Source organism: Selenomonas sp. oral taxon 136, from assembly GCF_001554015.1.
Taxonomy (GTDB): Bacteria; Bacillota; Negativicutes; order Selenomonadales; family Selenomonadaceae; genus Centipeda; species Centipeda felix.
In genome coordinates, this window is the sequence record NZ_CP014239.1 from 1,454,588 (window position 1) to 1,473,736 (window position 19,149).

Annotated in this window: 11 protein-coding genes and 1 pseudogene; all 12 read left to right on the forward strand. The window is 59.2% G+C overall.

From position 1 onward, the window contains the following. Positions 1 to 240 precede the first annotated feature (240 nt). The 12 genes and pseudogenes from rpoB (at position 241) to AXE86_RS07090 (ending at position 19,144) form a co-directional block, all read left to right on the forward strand. On the forward strand, positions 241 to 3,984 hold the full coding sequence (gene rpoB, locus AXE86_RS07045; RefSeq protein ID WP_061945892.1) for a DNA-directed RNA polymerase subunit beta: 3,744 nt from the start codon (positions 241 to 243) through the stop codon (positions 3,982 to 3,984). 45 nt (positions 3,985 to 4,029) lie between these two features. Next, complete coding sequence (rpoC, locus tag AXE86_RS07050) at positions 4,030 to 8,034, forward strand: DNA-directed RNA polymerase subunit beta' (protein ID WP_198145310.1); 4,005 nt, start codon at positions 4,030 to 4,032, stop codon at positions 8,032 to 8,034. A 196-nt stretch (positions 8,035 to 8,230) separates the two neighbouring features. Then, positions 8,231 to 9,781: a gluconokinase gene (locus tag AXE86_RS07055; protein ID WP_061945897.1), complete on the forward strand. Its 1,551-nt coding sequence runs from the start codon at positions 8,231 to 8,233 to the stop codon at positions 9,779 to 9,781. Positions 9,782 to 9,976: 195 nt separating this feature from the next. Then, positions 9,977 to 11,401 (forward strand): NADP-dependent phosphogluconate dehydrogenase, encoded by a 1,425-nt coding sequence (gndA, locus tag AXE86_RS07060; RefSeq protein WP_083501172.1) that lies wholly within the window; start codon positions 9,977 to 9,979, stop codon positions 11,399 to 11,401. A 231-nt stretch (positions 11,402 to 11,632) separates the two neighbouring features. Next, positions 11,633 to 12,952, forward strand: a complete 1,320-nt coding sequence (locus AXE86_RS07065; RefSeq protein WP_061945899.1) for a gluconate:H+ symporter — start codon at positions 11,633 to 11,635, stop codon at positions 12,950 to 12,952. Between the two features lie 39 nt (positions 12,953 to 12,991). Beyond that, the gene (locus tag AXE86_RS07070; protein WP_232294861.1) at positions 12,992 to 14,512 is read left to right on the forward strand and encodes an FGGY-family carbohydrate kinase; all 1,521 of its coding nucleotides are present in this window, start codon (positions 12,992 to 12,994) and stop codon (positions 14,510 to 14,512) included. A gap of 17 nt (positions 14,513 to 14,529) precedes the next feature. Beyond that, a complete protein-coding gene (locus tag AXE86_RS07075; RefSeq protein ID WP_061945903.1) occupies positions 14,530 to 14,886 on the forward strand; it encodes a PTS glucitol/sorbitol transporter subunit IIA in 357 nt (118 codons plus the stop codon). A gap of 10 nt (positions 14,887 to 14,896) precedes the next feature. Beyond that, the gene (locus AXE86_RS07080; RefSeq protein WP_061945905.1) at positions 14,897 to 15,961 is read left to right on the forward strand and encodes a 2-hydroxyacid dehydrogenase; all 1,065 of its coding nucleotides are present in this window, start codon (positions 14,897 to 14,899) and stop codon (positions 15,959 to 15,961) included. A 12-nt stretch (positions 15,962 to 15,973) separates the two neighbouring features. Next, entirely contained in the window at positions 15,974 to 17,071 is a 1,098-nt protein-coding gene (locus AXE86_RS07085; protein WP_061945907.1) for a zinc-dependent dehydrogenase, read from the forward strand. Positions 17,072 to 17,447: 376 nt separating this feature from the next. After that, entirely contained in the window at positions 17,448 to 17,921 is a 474-nt protein-coding gene (locus AXE86_RS13515; RefSeq protein WP_269465286.1) for a dihydroxy-acid dehydratase domain-containing protein, read from the forward strand. After that, positions 17,825 to 18,280: pseudogene (locus AXE86_RS13590) on the forward strand (dihydroxy-acid dehydratase domain-containing protein); the annotation flags it as partial. The gene AXE86_RS13515 and the pseudogene AXE86_RS13590, both read left to right, overlap by 97 nt. Further along, positions 18,266 to 19,144, forward strand: coding sequence for a hypothetical protein (locus tag AXE86_RS07090; protein ID WP_442983647.1), 879 nt, complete (start codon positions 18,266 to 18,268; stop codon positions 19,142 to 19,144). The pseudogene AXE86_RS13590 and the gene AXE86_RS07090, both read left to right, overlap by 15 nt. The last annotated feature ends 5 nt before the right edge of the window (positions 19,145 to 19,149 follow it).

Genomic DNA, 19,149 nt, shown 5'->3' on the forward strand with positions numbered 1-19,149 from the left:
GATGAAAAATTTTTCTTGACACGGGTATTGCCAATGTAGTATCATACAATGACCTATTGACGTAAGTATGGGATTTGTGCGCCTTTTTTCAGGGGAGGACGCCGCGCAGTATGCTGTGCGGTTAGAAAGGACAAGAGAGCAAGGTACTCACATGGCTGCCTTGTTCTTTTTGTGTCTGTTCAATCCTGAGAGCGGCGCTCAGATGCCAGAGGATATTCCAGCGAAAGGGTGACAGCGTTCATGTTCAATCCTGTGTCGGTCGGCCGTCGAACCCGCTACAGCTACGCGCGGATCAAAGAAGTGATGGAGATGCCGCATCTTCTTGACATCCAGCGCGAGAGCTATCGGTGGTTTCTCGAGGTGGGGCTTGCGGAGATTTTCCGCGACATCTCGCCCATTCAGGATTTCTCCGGGAATCTCATCCTTTCCTTTGAGTCGTTTGCGCTCGGTGAGCCGAAGTACGATCTCGATGAGTGCAAGGAGCGCGATGTGACGTATGCCGCGCCCCTGCGCGTCAACGTGCGCCTCGTGAACCGTGAGACGGGCGAGATCAAGGAGCAGGAGGTCTTCATGGGTGATTTCCCGCTCATGACGGATACGGGGACGTTCATCATCAACGGCGCAGAGCGCGTCATCGTCAGTCAGCTCGTCCGCTCGCCCGGTACGTACTACGGTGTGGAAATCGATACGACGGGCAAGGAGCTCTACAACGCGACGATGATCCCGAATCGCGGCGCGTGGATCGAGCTGGAGACGGATGCAAACGACATCGTCTCCGTGCGTATCGATCGTACGCGCAAGATGCCCGTGACCTATCTCATCCGCGCCCTCGGCTACGAGACGGACGCGGAGATTCGTGCGCTCTTCGGCGACGATCCGCGCATGCTCGCAACGATCGAGCGCGATACGGACGAAGTCAAGACGCGCAGCCGCGCGGTCATCGAGATCTACCGCCGTCTGCGTCCGGGTGAGCCCGCGAACGAGGACAATGCGCGTCAGCTTCTCGAGACGCTGTTCTTTGACCCGCGCCGCTACGACCTCGCGACGGTCGGCCGCTACAAGCTGACGAAGAAGCTCGGCTGGCGCCGCCGCCTGTTGGGCAAGGTGCTCGCCGAGCCCGTTGTGGACGTGGAGACGGGCGAGATCGTCTTCCCGAAGGGCGAGCCGATCACGCCTGCGATGGTGGATGCGGTCAGCGAGGAGCGCGAGACGGCGCTCTTCGGCGACGGCGAGCTCATCGCATTTCAGGTACAGAAGCCCGACGGTGATATCTATCGGATGCTCTGCGCACCGACGCGCGACTATCAGTACCGCACGGTGACGCGCGAGGACATCATGGCGGCGATCAGCTACCTCCTCGGCCTCATGGACAGCTTTGGCAATACGGACGACATCGACCATCTCGGCAACCGCCGCGTGCGTGCCGTGGGCGAGCTGCTGCAGAACCAGTTCCGCATCGGCCTCTCGCGCATGGAGCGCGTCGTGCGCGAGCGCATGTCGATCCAGGAGACGGAGAGCATCACGCCGCAGGGGCTCATCAATATCCGCCCCGTCGTGGCGGCGGTAAAGGAGTTCTTCGGCTCCTCGCAGCTCTCGCAGTTCATGGATCAGCACAACCCGCTCTCCGAGCTGACGCATAAGCGCCGCCTCTCGGCACTCGGCCCCGGCGGTCTCTCGCGCGAGCGCGCGGGCTTTGAGGTGCGCGACGTTCACAACTCGCACTACGGCCGCATGTGCCCGGTCGAATCGCCGGAAGGTCCGAACATCGGTCTCATCGGCTCGCTCGCCAACTATGCGCGTGTGAACCGTTTCGGCTTTATGGAGACGCCGTATCGCCGCGTGGACAAGGAACATCACCGCGTGACGGAGGATGTGCGCTACCTCACGGCGGACGAGGAGGACGATCTCATCATCGCGCAGGCGAATGAGCCGCTCGATGCGAATGAGTACTTTGTCAACGAGCGCGTGACGGCACGTTTCCACGAGGAGACGGGACTGCATCCGCGCGAGCGTGTGGACTATATGGACGTGTCGCCGCGCCAGGTCTTCTCCATCGCAACGGCGATGATCCCGTTCCTCGAAAACGACGATGCGAACCGTGCCCTCATGGGTGCGAACATGCAGCGTCAGGCGGTGCCGCTCCTGCGGACGCAGGCGCCGCTCGTCGGTACGGGCATGGAGTACAAGGCGGCGTGCGACTCGGGCGTTATGGTGCTCGCAAAGCACGCCGGCGAGGTCACGGACGTTACAGCAGATGCGATCACCGTCCGCTCGGACGAGGGCGCATTTGATACCTATAAACTGCAGAAGTTCATCCGCTCGAACCAGGCGACCTGCATCAACCAGAAGCCGCTCGTCTACGCAGGCGACCGCGTGACGGAGGGGCAGCCCATCGCCGACGGTCCCTCGACGGACAACGGCGAGCTCGCCCTTGGCTACAATATTATTGTTGCCTATATGCCGTGGGAGGGCTACAACTACGAGGACGCCATCCTCCTCAGCGAGAATCTCGTCAAGCGCGATCTCTACACCTCGATCCACATCGAGGAGTATGAGTGCGATGCGCGCGACACGAAGCTCGGCCCCGAGGAGATCACGCGCGACATCCCGAATGTGGCGGAGGAAGCGCTCAAGGATCTCGACGAGGACGGCATCATCTCCATCGGTGCGGACGTGCGCCCCGGCGATATCCTCGTCGGCAAGGTCACCCCCAAGGGCGAGACGGAGCTGACGGCAGAGGAGCGCCTGCTGCGCGCGATCTTCGGCGAGAAGGCGCGCGAGGTGCGCGATACCTCGCTGCGCGTGCCGCACGGCGAGGCGGGCAAGATCATCGACGTGAAGATCTTTACCCGTGAGAACAACGACGAACTGCCGCCCGGCGTCAACCGCCTCGTGCGCGTCTATATTGCACAGAAGCGCAAGATCTCGGTCGGCGACAAGATGTCCGGCCGTCACGGGAACAAGGGTGTCGTCTCGCGCATCATGCGCCAGGAGGACATGCCGTTCCTGCCGGACGGCACGCCGGTCGATATCGTGCTGAACCCGCTCGGAGTTCCGTCGCGTATGAACATCGGTCAGGTCTTGGAGACGCATCTCGGCATGGCGTGCCGCGTCCTCGGCCAGCGCATCAAGGACGGCGATCCAACGGTGGAGGGCGATCTCCGCGCGGCGGGCTATGATTTCGATAAAAACGGGATGCCCGTGCCCGACGTGGCCGGAATCCACATCGCGACCCCGGTCTTTGACGGCGCGGGCGACGACGACGTATTCGGCACGATCCGCGCGGCGGGACTTCCCTCCGACGGCAAGACCGTGCTCTACGACGGCCGCACGGGCGAGCCGTTCGAGAACCGCGTCACGGTCGGCTGCGTCTACATGCTGAAGCTGCATCATCTGGTTGACGACAAGATTCATGCGCGCTCCACGGGGCCGTACTCGCTCGTCACGCAGCAGCCGCTCGGCGGCAAGGCGCAGTTCGGCGGACAGCGTTTCGGCGAGATGGAGGTCTGGGCACTCGAGGCATACGGCGCGGCGTACACCCTGCAGGAGATCCTGACGGTGAAGTCCGACGACGTGGTCGGCCGTGTCAAGGCATACGAATCCATCGTCAAGGGGGACAACATCCCCGAGCCGGGCGTACCCGAGTCGTTCAAGGTGCTCATCAAGGAGCTGCAGGCGATCGGCCTCGACATCAAGGTACTCAATGAGGACGCGAAGGAAATCGCGATCCGCGACGAGGAGGACGAGGACATCAACGAAAAGGCACGTTCTCTCGATCTCGATGTGGAGGGCGTGGACGAGAACGGTGCCGCGCCGCCGCCTCCTGCGGATGACTACGAGGAGAACGTGGAGGCTGAGGAGTCTGCGGATGAGGATCTCATCGCTGACCTCGGCACCGACGAGAATCTCGCGGCGGACGACATGGATGCGATTCTCCATGGCGGACTGGACGACATCGACAATCCTCATGAGGACGATCTATAAGGAAGGGAGTGGCAGCTGTTGCTGGATGTAAACAATTTTGACTCGATGCGGATCGGACTCGCTTCTCCCGATAAAATTCGTGCATGGTCGCACGGCGAGGTGAAAAAGCCGGAGACCATCAACTACCGCACCTTGAAGCCCGAGCGTGACGGCCTTTTCTGCGAGCGCATCTTTGGACCGACGCGCGACTGGGAGTGCCACTGCGGAAAGTACAAGCGCATCCGCTACAAGGGCGTCGTCTGCGATCGCTGCGGCGTCGAGGTGACGCGCGCAAAGGTGCGCCGCGAGCGCATGGGACACATCGAGCTCGCCGCACCCGTCTCCCATATCTGGTACTTCAAGGGCATCCCGAGCCGCATGGGACTCATCCTCGATGTCTCCCCGCGCTCGCTTGAGAAGGTGCTCTACTTCGCCTACTACATCGTCCTCGATGCGGGCGAAACCGATCTCAAGAAAAAGGAACTGCTCTCCGAGCGCGAGTATCACGATGCACTCGAAAAGTACGGCAATACCTTTCGCGTCGGCATGGGTGCGGAGGCGATTAAGGAGCTCCTTGAGGAGCTGGATCTTGAGCAGATGAGCGCACAGCTGAAAAACGACGTGCGGACGACCTCCGGACAGAAGAAGGTGCGTGCCATCCGCCGCCTTGAGGTGGTCGAGGCATTCCGCAAGTCCGGCAATCAGCCCTCGTGGATGATCATGGACGTCGTGCCCGTCATTCCGCCTGACCTGCGCCCCATGGTGCAGCTCGACGGCGGACGCTTCGCGACCTCTGATCTCAACGACCTCTACCGTCGCGTCATCAACCGCAACAACCGCCTGCGCCGACTGCTCGACCTCGGTGCGCCTGACATCATTGTGCGCAACGAGAAGCGCATGCTGCAGGAGGCCGTGGACGCGCTCATCGACAACGGCCGCCGCGGCCGCCCCGTCACGGGACCCGGCAACCGCGCGCTGAAGTCCCTCTCGGATATGCTCAAGGGCAAGCAAGGGCGCTTCCGTCAGAACCTCCTCGGCAAGCGTGTCGACTACTCGGGACGCTCTGTTATCGTCGTCGGCCCGGAGCTGAAGCTCCACCAGTGCGGCCTGCCGAAGGAGATGGCGCTCGAGCTCTTCAAGCCCTTTGTCATGAAAAAACTGCAGGCGGACGGTGCTGCCCACAACATCAAGTCGGCAAAGCGTATGGTCGAGCGTGCGCGCCCCGAGGTCTGGGACGTGCTCGAGGATGTCATCAAGGAGCATCCCGTGCTCCTCAACCGTGCGCCGACGCTGCATCGTCTGGGCATTCAGGCCTTTGAGCCGGTGCTCACCGAGGGGCGTGCCCTGAAGCTGCATCCGCTTGCGTGTACGGCGTACAACGCGGACTTTGACGGCGACCAGATGGCCATCCATCTGCCGCTCTCGGCGGAGGCGCAGACCGAGGCGCGTGTCCTCATGCTCGCCGCAAACCACATCCTCGCGCCGAAGGACGGCAAGCCCATCATCGTCCCCTCGCAGGATATGGTGCTCGGCTCGTACTATCTCACGAAGCTGAGACCCGGCGCGAAGGGCGAGGGCAAGGTGTTCACCGGCATCGCCGAGGCACTCCTCGCGTATCAGGAAAAAGTGCTCGACCTGCAGGCGGAGATCCGCGTGAAGCTCGCGGGCTACGGCCTCGTCCGCAGCTCGCTCGGCCGCCTCATCTTCAACGAGATCCTGCCCGAGGAGCTGCGCCACTACACGCAGGATGCAGAGACCGGCGAGTGGCGCCTCGGAGTCCTCATGAACAAGAAGGCGCTCGGCAAGCTCGTCGCGAACTGCTACGACCACTTCGGCGCGACCAAGACTGCTGAGGTCATCGACAACGTGAAGAACCTCGGCTACCACTACGCCTGCATCGCGGGCATGACGGTCGCCGTCTCCGACGTCATCGTGCCGCCGAAGAAAAAGGAAATCATCGCGGACACGCAGGCGAAGGTCAACAAGGTTGAGCGTCAGTTCTCGCGCGGTCTCATCACCGAGGACGAGCGCTACAAGAAGGTCGTTCAGCTCTGGACACAGGCGACGGACGACGTTGCGGACGCCATGATGGACAACATGGATCCCTTTAACCCCATCTTCATGATGGCGGACTCGGGCGCCCGAGGCAACAAGCAGCAGATGCGTCAGCTCGCGGGTATGCGCGGACTGATGGCTGACCCGTCCGGTAAGATCATCGACCTGCCGATCACGGCGAACTTCCGTGAGGGACTGTCCGTTTCCGACTACTTCATCTCCTCGCATGGTGCGCGCAAGGGTCTTGCCGATACGGCACTCCGTACGGCGGACTCGGGCTACCTCACGCGCCGTCTCGTCGACGTGGCACAGGATGTCATCGTCCGCGAGGAGGACTGTGACGTCTCTGCGATCAACCTCCTGCAGGTGCGTGCGCGCATGGCAGAGTCTGCGTTTGACGCACTCGAACTCCTCGTCGACAGCCTCATGGGACGCCTCCTCGCGGCGGCGATCTATGACCCCGAGACGAAGGAGATCCTCTACCCACAGGATACGACGCTCGACGACGAGGTCCTCGAGACCATCGGCGAACGCGACATCCGCGAGATCATGGTGCGCGGTTCCTCCGTCAACGCGGAGGGGGCGGTCAGCAACGCCATGGTTACGGAGAGCATCACACTCGGCGAGCCGGATGCGAGAAAGCGCAAGAAGGCACACGCTGCCATCGTGCGCGAGCTCAGCGGCAAGGAAGTCGTGCGTGAGGCTGTCCTCGACGACGGCACCGTTCTCGCAGAGGAGGGCGCGATCCTCACTGACAAAATGGTCGAGGCGATCCTCTCCTCCGAGCTCCACGAGATCCACATCCGCAACAACAATGTGCGCGGCATCGAAGTCGAGGCCATCATGGAGGGCGCGGGCGTCATCGAGTCGCTCGCCGACCGCATCGTCGGCCGCGTGCTCGCCGAGGACATCGTGGATGAGGCGACGGGTGAAACCATTGCCCACATCAACGACTCCGTCGATGAGGCACTTGCCAAACGTATCGAGGGCGTCCGAAAGCGCGTTTCCATCCGCAGCGTCCTCACATGCAAGTCACAGTTCGGCGTCTGCATGAAGTGCTACGGCCGCGACCTCGCCAACCAGGCGGAGGTCGAGATCGGCGAGGCGGTCGGCATCATTGCCGCACAGTCCATCGGCGAGCCGGGCACACAGCTCACCATGCGTACCTTCCACTCGGGCGGTGTCGCAGGTGACGACATCACACAGGGGCTTCCGCGCGTCGAGGAGCTCTTCGAGGCACGCAAGCCCAAGCACAACGCCATCATCGCAGAAAACGAGGGCGTCGTCGCCATCGACGATACGGGCAAGGGCATGCGCACAGTCACGATCACACCCGAGGGCGGCGTGCCGCGCGAGTACTCCGTGCCGTTCGGTGCGCGCATGGCCGTGCGTGACGGCATGGTCATGAAGCCCGGTGACAAGATCACCGAGGGCTCCGTGAACCCGCACGACATCCTGCGCGTCTGCGGCCTGCAGGCGACCCAGCGCTACCTCGTCTACGAGGTACAGAAGGTCTACAAATCGCAGGGCGTTGAGATCAATGACAAGCACATCGAGGTCATGGTACGGCAGATGCTGCACAAGGTCAAGATCGAGGAGGCCGGAACCACCGACTTCCTCCCGGGCGAGTACATCGAGATCAACGCATTCGAAGCGGCGAATACCAAGGCAATCGAGGAGGACGGCGAGCCCGCAGTGGCAAAGCCCATCCTGCTCGGCATCACGAAGGCATCGCTCGCCACGGATTCCTTCCTCTCGGCGGCGTCCTTCCAGGAGACCACGCGCGTCCTCACCGACGCCGCGATCAAGGGCAAGATCGACCCGCTCGTCGGCCTCAAGGAAAACGTCATCATCGGCAAACTCATCCCGGCCGGTACGGGCATGACCCGCTACCGCCACCTCGAGATCGTCGACCATGCACCGCAGCCGGTGCCTGAGCCGCCCGCGCCCGAGGAACCTGAGGAGGAGATATACGAAGAAGTTGACCTCTCGCGGCTCGAGAGACTGAGCAGCTGAACCGACATAGAGTCATAAACATACCGCACAGAGGCAATGTGCTCTGTGCGGTATGTTTATCTATATAAATGATAAAGATATATCATTTACACAATAAAATATGATATTTAGATTGCTTTTTTTCTATTGTCGTGCTAGAATGAGGAAGAAAGATCATAGAACATGACTCTTCGTTTTGCAGAAAGGCAGTGCTATCATGGGTGAGACCATTAAAGAGCAGCACATTTGGATCGGGGTAGATGTGGGGACGACGGGCGTCCGCGCTATCGCATACGAGGCGTCCGGGGTGAGCCGTGCGTCGGCGGAGGCATTCTACCCGCTGCGTACACCACATCCGGACTGGGCGGAAGAACGTCCTGCCGAGATCTGTGCCGCGACGGAGCAGGTTGTCCGCGAGACAGCAGATGCGCTGCACTATCAAGGACGGACGGCATCGGGCATCGCATTGAGCACGGTCATGCACAGCCTGATCCCAATGGATGCGGAGAAAGAGCCCCTCACGGATATGCAGACGTGGGCAGACAGCCGCAGCGCAGGCATTGTACGCGAACTCAAGGAAAGTGATCCTGCCCTCTGCCGTGCCTTCTATGAGCACACGGGCTGCCCTATGCATGCCTGCTATCCGCTGGCAAAGATCCTCTGGCTTAGGCGCAATCGTCCCGAGCTCTTTGCACGCACGAAGTACATTGGCTCGATCAAGGATTATCTCTTTCACACGTTTACGGGGGAGTTTCTCATTGACCGTTCAACGGCGAGTACGACGGCTCTTTACAATGCACGAGAACTTGCCTGGGATCAGGAGATCCTGACGTTCATCGGCATTACGGAGGATATGCTGCCGCCCGTCATCTCGACGACGGAGTCACGGCCGCTTACGGCAGAGGCAGCAGAGCGGATGCATCTGCCTGTCGGACTCCCCGTGGTGATCGGCGCGACGGATGGTGTGCTCGTCAACGTCGGTATCGGTGCGGTCGCGGCGGGGCAGCTGAGTGCAACCATTGGGACGAGCGGTGCCGTACGCATGCTTGTCGGCGAGCCACGTGTCGATGAAAAGATGCGCACATGGTGCTACAATCTCGTGGACGATCTATGGGTCGCGGGCGGTGCGATCAACAACGGCGGCATGATCCTGCGCTGGATGCGGGATAAGATCTGCCATTTCAGCAAGGAGCAGATGGCGGCACTGGATGTCGATGCCTACGACCTCATGACAATGAAGGCATCCAAGGCAGCTGCGGGATCGGATGGCCTGATTCTCCTGCCGTTCTTCACGGGCGAGCGTGCCCCCTACTGGAACTCCGATCTGCGCGGGCTCTTCTTCGGACTCTCTCTGAACCACAGTCGATCCCACATGATTCGTGCGGTGATGGAGGGGATTTGTTACGGCATACGCAATGTATTCGAGGCGCTGCAGGAGTTCGGCACAGTGCGTGACATTCGCGCGAGCGGGAGCTTTACGAAGTCGTCGCTCTGGATGCAGATCCTTGCGGATGTTCTCGGCGAGCCGCTTGTCCTTCCTGACAACAGCGAGGGCGCGGCGTATGGCGCGGCAGTGCTGGGCTTTATCTCCGCAGGAGAGATGGCAGGAATTGCCGATACAGCGGATCTCGTACACGCGAAGAAAATCTATACGCCAGATTCCGCAAATACAAAGATCTATGCAAAGCTCGCGGATATCAGTGATCGTCTCTATCACAATCTGCAGCGGGAGTTTGCTGAGATTGCGGAGTATCAGGCCGGAATCTAAGGAATCGCTGATAAAACAGGCTCTCAGATTGGCATAGATTTTTTGTCCGATTTGAGGCAGCAAACCGGACGCATAGCAAGGGCTATGTGGTGGATTTGCTAACGATAAGCGGGCGAAAAAGATACGTCAAGATGGTGGTGCCGAATTTATCAGTGATTCCCTAAGGATAAATCGACAGGATAATGGAGGAAAATCATGACAGAGGAAATGACTGGACAGATGGATATCGGCGTCTACGGCATGGCGGTCATGGGCAGCAATCTCGCGCTGAACATGGCGGATCATGGCTTTAAGGTAGCTGCCTACAACCGCACGGGAGATCTGACCAAAAAGGTCGTGAAAGATCATCCCCACGAGAACATGACCCCATTTTACACATTGGAGGACTTCGTCCATGCGCTCAAGAAGCCGCGTCGCGTTGTTCTGATGGTACAGGCGGGAAAACCGGTGGACATGGTGATCGACTCCCTGTTGAAGGTGATGGAGCCGGGCGATGTCATCATCGACGGCGGCAATTCCTTCTTTAAGGATACGATCCGCCGTACGAAGCTGGTTGAGGAGCATCAGCTCCACTACTTTGGCATGGGGGTTTCGGGCGGTGAGAAGGGCGCACGGCTCGGTCCTGCGCTGATGCCGGGCGGCAGTGCGGCACTCTATGAATCCATCCGGCCCATTCTCGAATCGATCGCGGCACATGTGGGCGGCGAGCCATGCTGTACGTACATCGGTACGGATGGGGCAGGACACTATGTGAAAATGGTGCACAACGGCATCGAGTACGCCGATATGCAGCTCATCGCAGAGTCCTACCTCCTGCTGAAATATCTGGGGGGCAAGACAAATGAAGAGCTGTCGAAGATCTACCATGAGTGGGATGGCGGCGAGCTGAAGAGCTACCTCATCGGCATCACTGCCGACATCTTTGCCGAGCGAGATCCCGCCGGCGGCATGATCGTGGATCACATTGTCGACAGCGCCGGGCAGAAAGGAACGGGGCGCTGGACAAGCATCCAAGCGCTCGAACAGGGTGTGAATACGGCGATGATCACGTCTGCCTGCAACGCACGCGTCATGAGCAACCTCCTAGTAGAGCGCGAGAAGTTCGCCAAGCTCATTCCGTCACCGAAGCAGCCCCCATTGGCGGGGAACATTGTGGAGGATGTGCGCCGCAGTCTGTATACGGCGAAGATCGTGGCGTATGCCCAGGGATTTGCCCTCTATCGTGCGGCGGGACGTGATTTCGGCTGGGATCTCGACCTTGGACGCATTGCTGCCATCTTCCGCGGCGGCTGCATCATCCAGGCAGAGTTCCTCGGAAAGATCACTGAGGCATACCGTTCACAGCCGAATCTTGAGAATCTGATGGAAGCAAAGTTCTTTCTGACGAAGATCAACGCAAACCTTGAGAGCCTGCGCCGCATCGTGGCGGCTGCTGCAGGCGCAGGCATTCCAGTGCCCGCCATGATGAATGCGCTTGCCTACATTGATGCGAGCCGCGCCGCGCACCTTGGCGCGAATCTCATCCAGGCGCAGCGCGACTACTTTGGGGCACACACCTTCCTCCGCACGGACAAGGAGGGCTCGTTCCATCACGAGTGGCAGGAGCACTACGGGAAATAAGGATACAGCGCTTTTGAGAGCTGGCGCACGAGGATATTACTTCGTACGCAGCTCTTTTTATATTCAAAAAAAGAAAATAAAACAACAAAATAAATTTAAATAAATGAAAAAGTATTTACAAATGACGCGACAGCATCTATAATAATATCAACAATTGTTATGGAACTTGCTATTCGGTCAAACGACGGCAAGGAAATGAAGTGTCTGTATCTATGAAAGGGGAGAAATCCTATGCCGCTCATTATTCTTGCAGTGGGCATCCTGCTGCTGTTCTTCCTCATCGTTCGCGTGAAGTTGAACAGCTTCATCTCATTGCTCATCGTTGCAGGTGTCGTTGGCTATGCCGAAGGGCTGCCCGTCACACAGATCATCCCCGTGATTCAGAAGGGGCTCGGCGGAACGCTCGGCGGTCTCGCGATCGTCGTCTCGTTCGGCGCGATACTGGGCAAATTGATGGCAGAGAGCGGCGGTGCACAGCGCATCGCCATGACCCTCATCAATATGTTCGGTCGGGAGAAGGTCAAGTGGGCCGTCTGCTTGACGGGCTTTATCGTCGGCATTGCACTCTTCTATGAAATCGGTTTCGTCCTTCTCATCCCACTTGTCTTTACGATTGCGGCATCCGCACAGATCCGTCTCCTCGAGGTTGGTATTCCGATGGCGGCAGCTCTCTCCGTCACTCACGGTTTCCTGCCTCCGCATCCCGGCCCCACGGCGATCTCGGTGATCTACAATGCGGACATTGGGCTGACACTGGTTTACGGTGCGATTCTCGCCGCTCCGATTGCCATTATTGCCGGCCCTGTGTTCTATAATTTTGTCAAGGATCTCAATCCTGCGATTCCACAGGGACTCTATAACCCGAAGGTGTTCAAGGATGAGGAGATGCCGAGCTTCGGTATCAGCGTATTCACAGCACTCGTTCCCGTTATTCTCATGGCGGGCGCAGCCATTGCGAAAATGACTCTTCCCGCCGGCTCGCATGCACTGGCCATCATGACCTTCCTCGGTTCGCCGGATATGGCACTCACGATTTCCATCTTTATCGCGTTCTACACGTTCGGTATTGCACGCGACAAAAGTATCCCTGAGATCATGAAGATCTGTGAGAATGCAATTCTCGCCATTGCCATGATCCTCCTCATCGTGGGCGGCGGCGGTGCGCTCAAGCAGATTCTCATCGACAGCGGTGTTGGTCGTTATATCGGCGACCTCCTCATGGGCTCGGATCTCTCTCCGCTTGTCCTCGCCTGGTCGATTGCCGCCGTCATCCGCATTGCCTGCGGCAGTGCAACGGTTGCGGCACTTACAGCAGGCGGCATCGCGGCTCCTGTGGTCGCACTTACGGGCGTCAGTCCCGAGCTGATGGTGCTTGCAACCGGGGCGGGCAGTCTCATCATTTCCCCGCCGAACGATCCAGGATTCTGGCTCTTTAAGGAATTCTTCGGCCTCACTGTCAAGGAGACCGTCCGTACATGGTGCACAATGGAGACGATCATCTCGGTACTCGGCCTCGCGGGCGTTCTGATTCTCAACATGTTCGTCGGCTGATCAGGCTGATGCATCGAATTTCGTATCCGAGGGGGCGTGATGACCATGGGATATCTTCTTGGGATTGATGCGGGGTCGACAAACTACAAGGCAATCGCGTGTGATGCGGCGGGACAGTTCCTCGCCTCTGCCCGTCGCCCTGCCAATACCAAGTACCATGAAAATGGATGGGCAGAGACCTCACCGGAACAGATCTGGGAGGGTGTTGCCGCCTGCATCGCAGATGTGGCAGCACAGCTCCCCGGAGAGACATGCGACGGTATTGCCGTCGCAAGCACGGGGGAAGATGTCCTGCTCGACGGCGATGCGCAGTCCGTGCATCCTGCGATTCGCTGGTTCGACACCCGGACGGAGGCTATCGCCTCCGCATGGGAGCCATTCGGACGGGAGTATGTCTATCAGATCACAGGGATCAATCCGAATCCTGTGGCAAGCATCACGAAGATGCAGTGGATCAAACGCTATGTGCCTGAGGCATGGGAACGTGCCCGCCTCTGGATTCCGATTGCAGGGTTTCTCAGTCTGAAACTGACGGGGCAAGCACGTGCCCCTTGGACGAATGCGTGCCGCACGATGGCCTTTGATCTGCGGCAGCGCGACTGGTCGGAGGAGATTCTTGCAGAGGCAGGGATCGACCGCTCCATGCTCGCAGAGCCGATCCGTCCCGGTGCGCAGATTGGCAGCCTCACGGCCGCCGCGGCTGCAGTGACCGGACTCAAGGAGGGAACCCCCGTTTTTGCAGGCGGTGTGGACTATGCCTGCGGCACGTTTGCAACGGGAATCATCCGTCCCGGACAAATGCTCGACTCGACCGGAACGAGCGAACAGCTGCTTGCCATCCTTGACGCCCCCGAGAGCAGCACTGCCTGCATGGAGAAAAACTTTACTTCCGTTGCCTATGTGGTGAATGATGCTTACTATATCATGGGAATGATCGTGGCGTCGGGCGGAATTTTCGAATGGTTCAAGAATACCTTTGCATGTGAGTCTTTCGATCAGCTGGTGGAGGAGGCGGCGCGCGAGCCAATCGGAGCGCGCGGCTGCATGATGCTGCCATATTTTTCGGGGCGGCATACCATGGGCAGTGATCCTGCTGCGCGCGGTGCTTTTCTGGGGCTCACGCGCGGGACGACGCGCGGCGCATTCGTCCGAGCCATTCTCGAGGGCCTTTGCTACGAAATGTATAGTATTGTCGAAGCGATGCAGGAACTTTCGGGGCAGCATGTCGAATCTATCTATACCATCGGCGGCGCGGCGAAGAGCGCGTTCTGGATGCAGATGAAGGCGGATGTCACTGGGATTCCTGTACGGAGTAAGAACGTTCCCGAGGCAGCTGCTCTTGGTGCGGCGATGTTGGCGGGGCTTGGTGCCGGGATCTATACGAGCCCGGAGGATGCCGTGGCACGCGTGCAGTTTGACGAACATCGCTATGCGCCGGATGCAGAGCGTCATGGGCGGTACATGGAGCTGTATGAGACGCTGAACCGTCTGATCTATCCTGCTCTGCGGGAGTTCAATGCGGCAGTGACACATGACCAAGGGACGAATGAAGTGAAGTGAAACGGAGGAGATATGCGATGAAGTATGAAGTAACAGTCACGGGGATTGGGGATTTTGTCCTTCCCTTTATGCAGACACGCGAGTCTGTTATCCTCTTTAACAAAGATGTGCCCTATGAGTATGAGAATATGGTTGTGTCACATACCAAGGCAGTCCTGACGGAAGATGTCGCGGTGGGGGATACGCTCCGCCTCGCGGATCGCAGCTATACTGTGACGGCAGTGGGCGATGAGGCGATAAAGACCCTGCGCGAGAATGGACACTGCACCATCGTCTTTACGGGGAAGGATGCCGTCGAACAGCCGGGACAGATCATGGTCAAGGGCGATGGGGTGCCGCGCTTCATGGTCGGGGATGTCATCCGTTTTGAATGAGGTGAACAATATGAAGACTTTGGTGATTGGGGATCCGCTGCTCTCGTCGGAGCGCTTGGAGACTGCTGTCAAGAAAATCATGGGGGACGTAGAGGTCGCACGTGTGGACTGGAAACCTGCGAGCGATGAGGAATTCTGGTTTCTGCGCAGCGAGGTGGAGAAGAAAGGCCCGTCTGCCGGAAGACCGCCGAAAGAGATTTTCGACCACGTCGGCGATGTCGAGCTGATCATTACCCATCATACGCCGATCAATGCAGAGATTGTGGCGGCTGCGAAGAAATGCCGCATCATCGGGGCATGCCGTGCGGGCGTGGAGAACGTGGATGTCGCGGCAGCGTCGAAGCAGGAGATTGCCGTATTTCACACGATGGGGCGCAATGCCCATGCCGTATCGGACTATGCGATCGGCCTCATGCTTGCCGAGATGCGCAATATTGCCCGTGCTCATGCGGAACTGAAACAGGGGCACTGGAAGAAACAGTATTCGAATGCCGCTTTCGTCGGTGATATGATCGAGAAGAAGATAGGGCTCGTCGGCTTCGGCTATATCGGGCATCTCGTCGCAAAAAAACTGAAGGGCTTCGACGTGGAAATTCTCGTCTACGATCCGTATGCGAAGGCTGCCGATGTTGAGGCAGCGGGTGCACGTCTCGTCTCGCTGGAGGAGCTCTGCAAAGAGGCGGATTTCATCAGTATGCATGCGCGTCTTTCGGAGGCGACGCAGGGGCTTATGGGAGAGAAGGAGTTTGCGCTGATGAAGCCGACGGCGTACGTCATCAATACGGCACGCGCAGGCCTCATTGATGAGCAGGCACTTATCAACGCTCTGTGTGAGAAGCGCATCGGCGGCGCTGCGATCGATGTTTTCTGGACAGAGCCGCCGCCGGCGGATCATCCGTTTATGACGCTCGAGAATGTAACGATCACACCGCATCTCGCAGGCTCGACGCGCGACGCCTTTAACCGTACGCCGTATCTCCTGCTGGAGGAGATCAAGGGCGCGATCGCGGGCGGTACACCGCGCTGGGTCGTCAATGCAGATGCGGTTTCGACGGATTTCTCGGGACTCGCATAAGAGGAGAAGCGTATGAAAGCAGCAATATATCACGGCACGGCAGACGTGCGCGTGGAGGAGGTCGCAAAACCTGTGATCGGTGCGGGGGAGCTACTCGTCAAGGTCAAGGCATGCGCGATCTGCGGCGGCGATCTTCGGACCTTCCGCCACGGGCATAAGGCGATCCATCCGCCCATTATTCTGGGGCATGAGATCGCAGGTGTGATCGAGGAGGTCGGTGCGGGCATTGAGCGCTACCATGTAGGAGATCGCGTTATTGTGGCACCCGGTATCGGCTGCGGTGCATGCTCTTACTGCCTTTCGGGACGGCAACATCTGTGCTATACGCGCGAGACCATTGCGCATCACTATGACGGCGGCTTTGCGGAGTATGTGCGCATCCCTGCGAATGCCGTCCGCGCGGGCAACGTCAATTTTATCCCCGATGAGGTTGACTACCTCGCCGCATCGCTCTCAGAGCCCCTCGCCTGTGTCATCAACGGGCAGGAGGCGATGGATATTCAGCTGGGCGATACGGTGGCGGTCATCGGTGCCGGGCCGATCGGTATCATGCATGCAGAGCTTGCGCGTGCGCGCGGCGCAGGGAAGATCTTCCTGCTGAACCGCAGTAAAAATCGTCTGGACGCGGCACGTGACCTAAACTATGATGCCTATACCGAGACGGGGGAGGACGGCGGCGTGCAGGCCGTCCTCGACGCGACGAACGGGTTGGGGGCGAATGTCGTCATCGTGACAGCAGGAAGTGCCACAGCACAGCGCGCAGGAATTGAAATGACGGGGAAGATGGGTAAGGTCTGCCTCTTTGCGGGATTGCCGAAGGATACGCCGGAACTGACCTTTGATGTCAATTTTGTCCACTACCGTCAGATTACGTTGTATGGGACATTCTCCTCCGCTCCGCGCCACAACGCACTTGCCGTGGAGCTGATCCGCAGCGGCAAGATCAATGCAGACCGGATTCTCACCCATGCGGTCTCACTCGATGATATTGTGCATGGGTTTGATCTGGTGGAGCATCGGGCGGGGATGCGCGTCGCCGTTGTACCGCACCTAGAGGAACTCGCAGAGGATCTTGCACGACATCCGGATCTTGTCGTCTCAAAGGGATGATTTTTATGCAGGCTGCTGTACGATTTTTGTGCGGCAGCTTTGTTTTATTTGTGTATATTGTGTGTATTATATATGGAAGGGTGGAACATCTATGTCGATGGAGAGCCTGTATGCAAAGGACCCTGCAGGACTGTATGATGTCTGTACACGCCGGGAGGGGCCCCAGGGGCAGCTGCCGCTGACAGACGAAATGCTGCGGATGTCACCGAGCGGGAACATCTTCGGTATGACCATCAATGCCGGAATGGGGTGGAATCCCGACGACCTCGCGGGCGGGGATGTTCTAATCATCAGCACGCAGGGCGGTATCCGGCGCGACGATGGAACGACGGTGGCTGTGGGGCTGCACAACGGCCATTTTGAGCTCGGGGGATTGATGAACTCAGCGGCAGAGGAACTCAAGGAGGAGGGCTATGTTCCTCACGCAGCATTTGTCACCGATCCATGTGACGGACGCTGTCAGGGTACCGTCGGCATGTTCGACTCCCTGCCCTACCGCAATGATGCGGCGATGGTTATGCGCCGCCTGATGCGTTCACTCCCGACGCGCAGAGCGGTCATCGGTGTGGCGACCTGTGATAAGGGGCTTCCTGCAATGATGATGGCACTTGCGGGCATGCATGATACACCGGTGATTCTGATCCCCGGCGGGGCGACACTGTCCCCCATCGACAGCGAGGATCTCGGTACAGTGCAGACGCTTGGCGTGCGTTATGCAATGATGAAGTTACTCTTGACTATGCACGGAGAACGGGATGCAGCTCCTGTGCCTCGCCGGGCGGCGGCTGTCAGTTCCTTGGCACGGCGGGGACATCACAGGTGGTCGGAGAGGGACTTGGACTCACGCTGACCCATGCGGCACTCGCTCCATCGGGCGAAGAGATCTGGCGGGAACTCGGACGTGCGCCGGCACGTGCTGTGATGGAGCTCGCTGCGTGCGGCATTACGGCACAGGACATCCTGACGGACAAGGCAATCGAGAATGCGATGGCAGTGCATGCGGCCTTCGGCGGATCGACCAACCTTCTGCTGCATCTTCCCGCCATTGCCCATGCAGCAGGCTGCCATATACCGACGGTTGCCGACTGGTCTCGCATCAACAAGGAAGTGCCTCGTTTGGTGAGCGTCCTGCCGATCGGTCCTGTCAACTATCCGACGGTCTTTGCCTTCATGGCGGGCGGTGTGCCGGAGGTGATGCTCCATCTCCGCAAACGTGGACTTCTGCATGAGGATGTGCTGACGGTGACGGGGACGACTCTCGGCGAGAATCTTGACTGGTGGGAGCACTCCGAGCGGCGCCGCCGGCTGCGCAGACATCTTGAGGAAATCGAGGGGCTCTCTCCGGATGAGGTGATCTTCACTCCAGACGAGGCAAAACGGCGCGGCATCGGCTCGACGGTGACGTTCCCTACAGGCAATATTGCGCCCGAGGGATCGGTGGTGAAGTCCACGGCGATCGACCCCTCGGTGATCGGTGCAGACAAGGTGTTTCGTCATACGGGGAAGGTCAAAACTTTTGTTTCGGAGAAAGCGGCGATCGCCGCCCTCAAAGAACCGGGGCGGATTGTGGCCGGCGATATCATGATTGTCATGGGCGGTGGACCGAAGGGCACTGGAATGGAGGAGACCTATCAGCTCACCTCAGCGCTCAAGACGCTGTCGTTTGGAAAGCATGTCTCTCTCATTACCGACGCGCGTTTTTCGGGTGTTTCGACGGGAGCGTGCTTCGGCCATGTGGGACCTGAGGCGCTCTCCGGCGGACCGATTGGCAAGCTGCGCGATGGGGATGTCGTTGAGATCATCGTCGATACGGAGCATCTCGAAGGAAGTTTGAACTTCATTGGCAGCGAGGAGCATCCTCTGAGTTATGAGGATGGGGCGTGTGTCCTCGCCCAACGTCCCATGCATGAGGGGGTCGGCCCTGATGCGGATCTCCCCGCAGATACGCGCCTCTGGGCAGCACTGCAGGAGGTGAGCGGCGGAACATGGCGCGGCAATGTCTACGATGTGGAACGCATCATTTCTGTACTCGAGGCCGGGAAAAAGGCATTGCGCCGGCAGGTTGACGATTGATATGA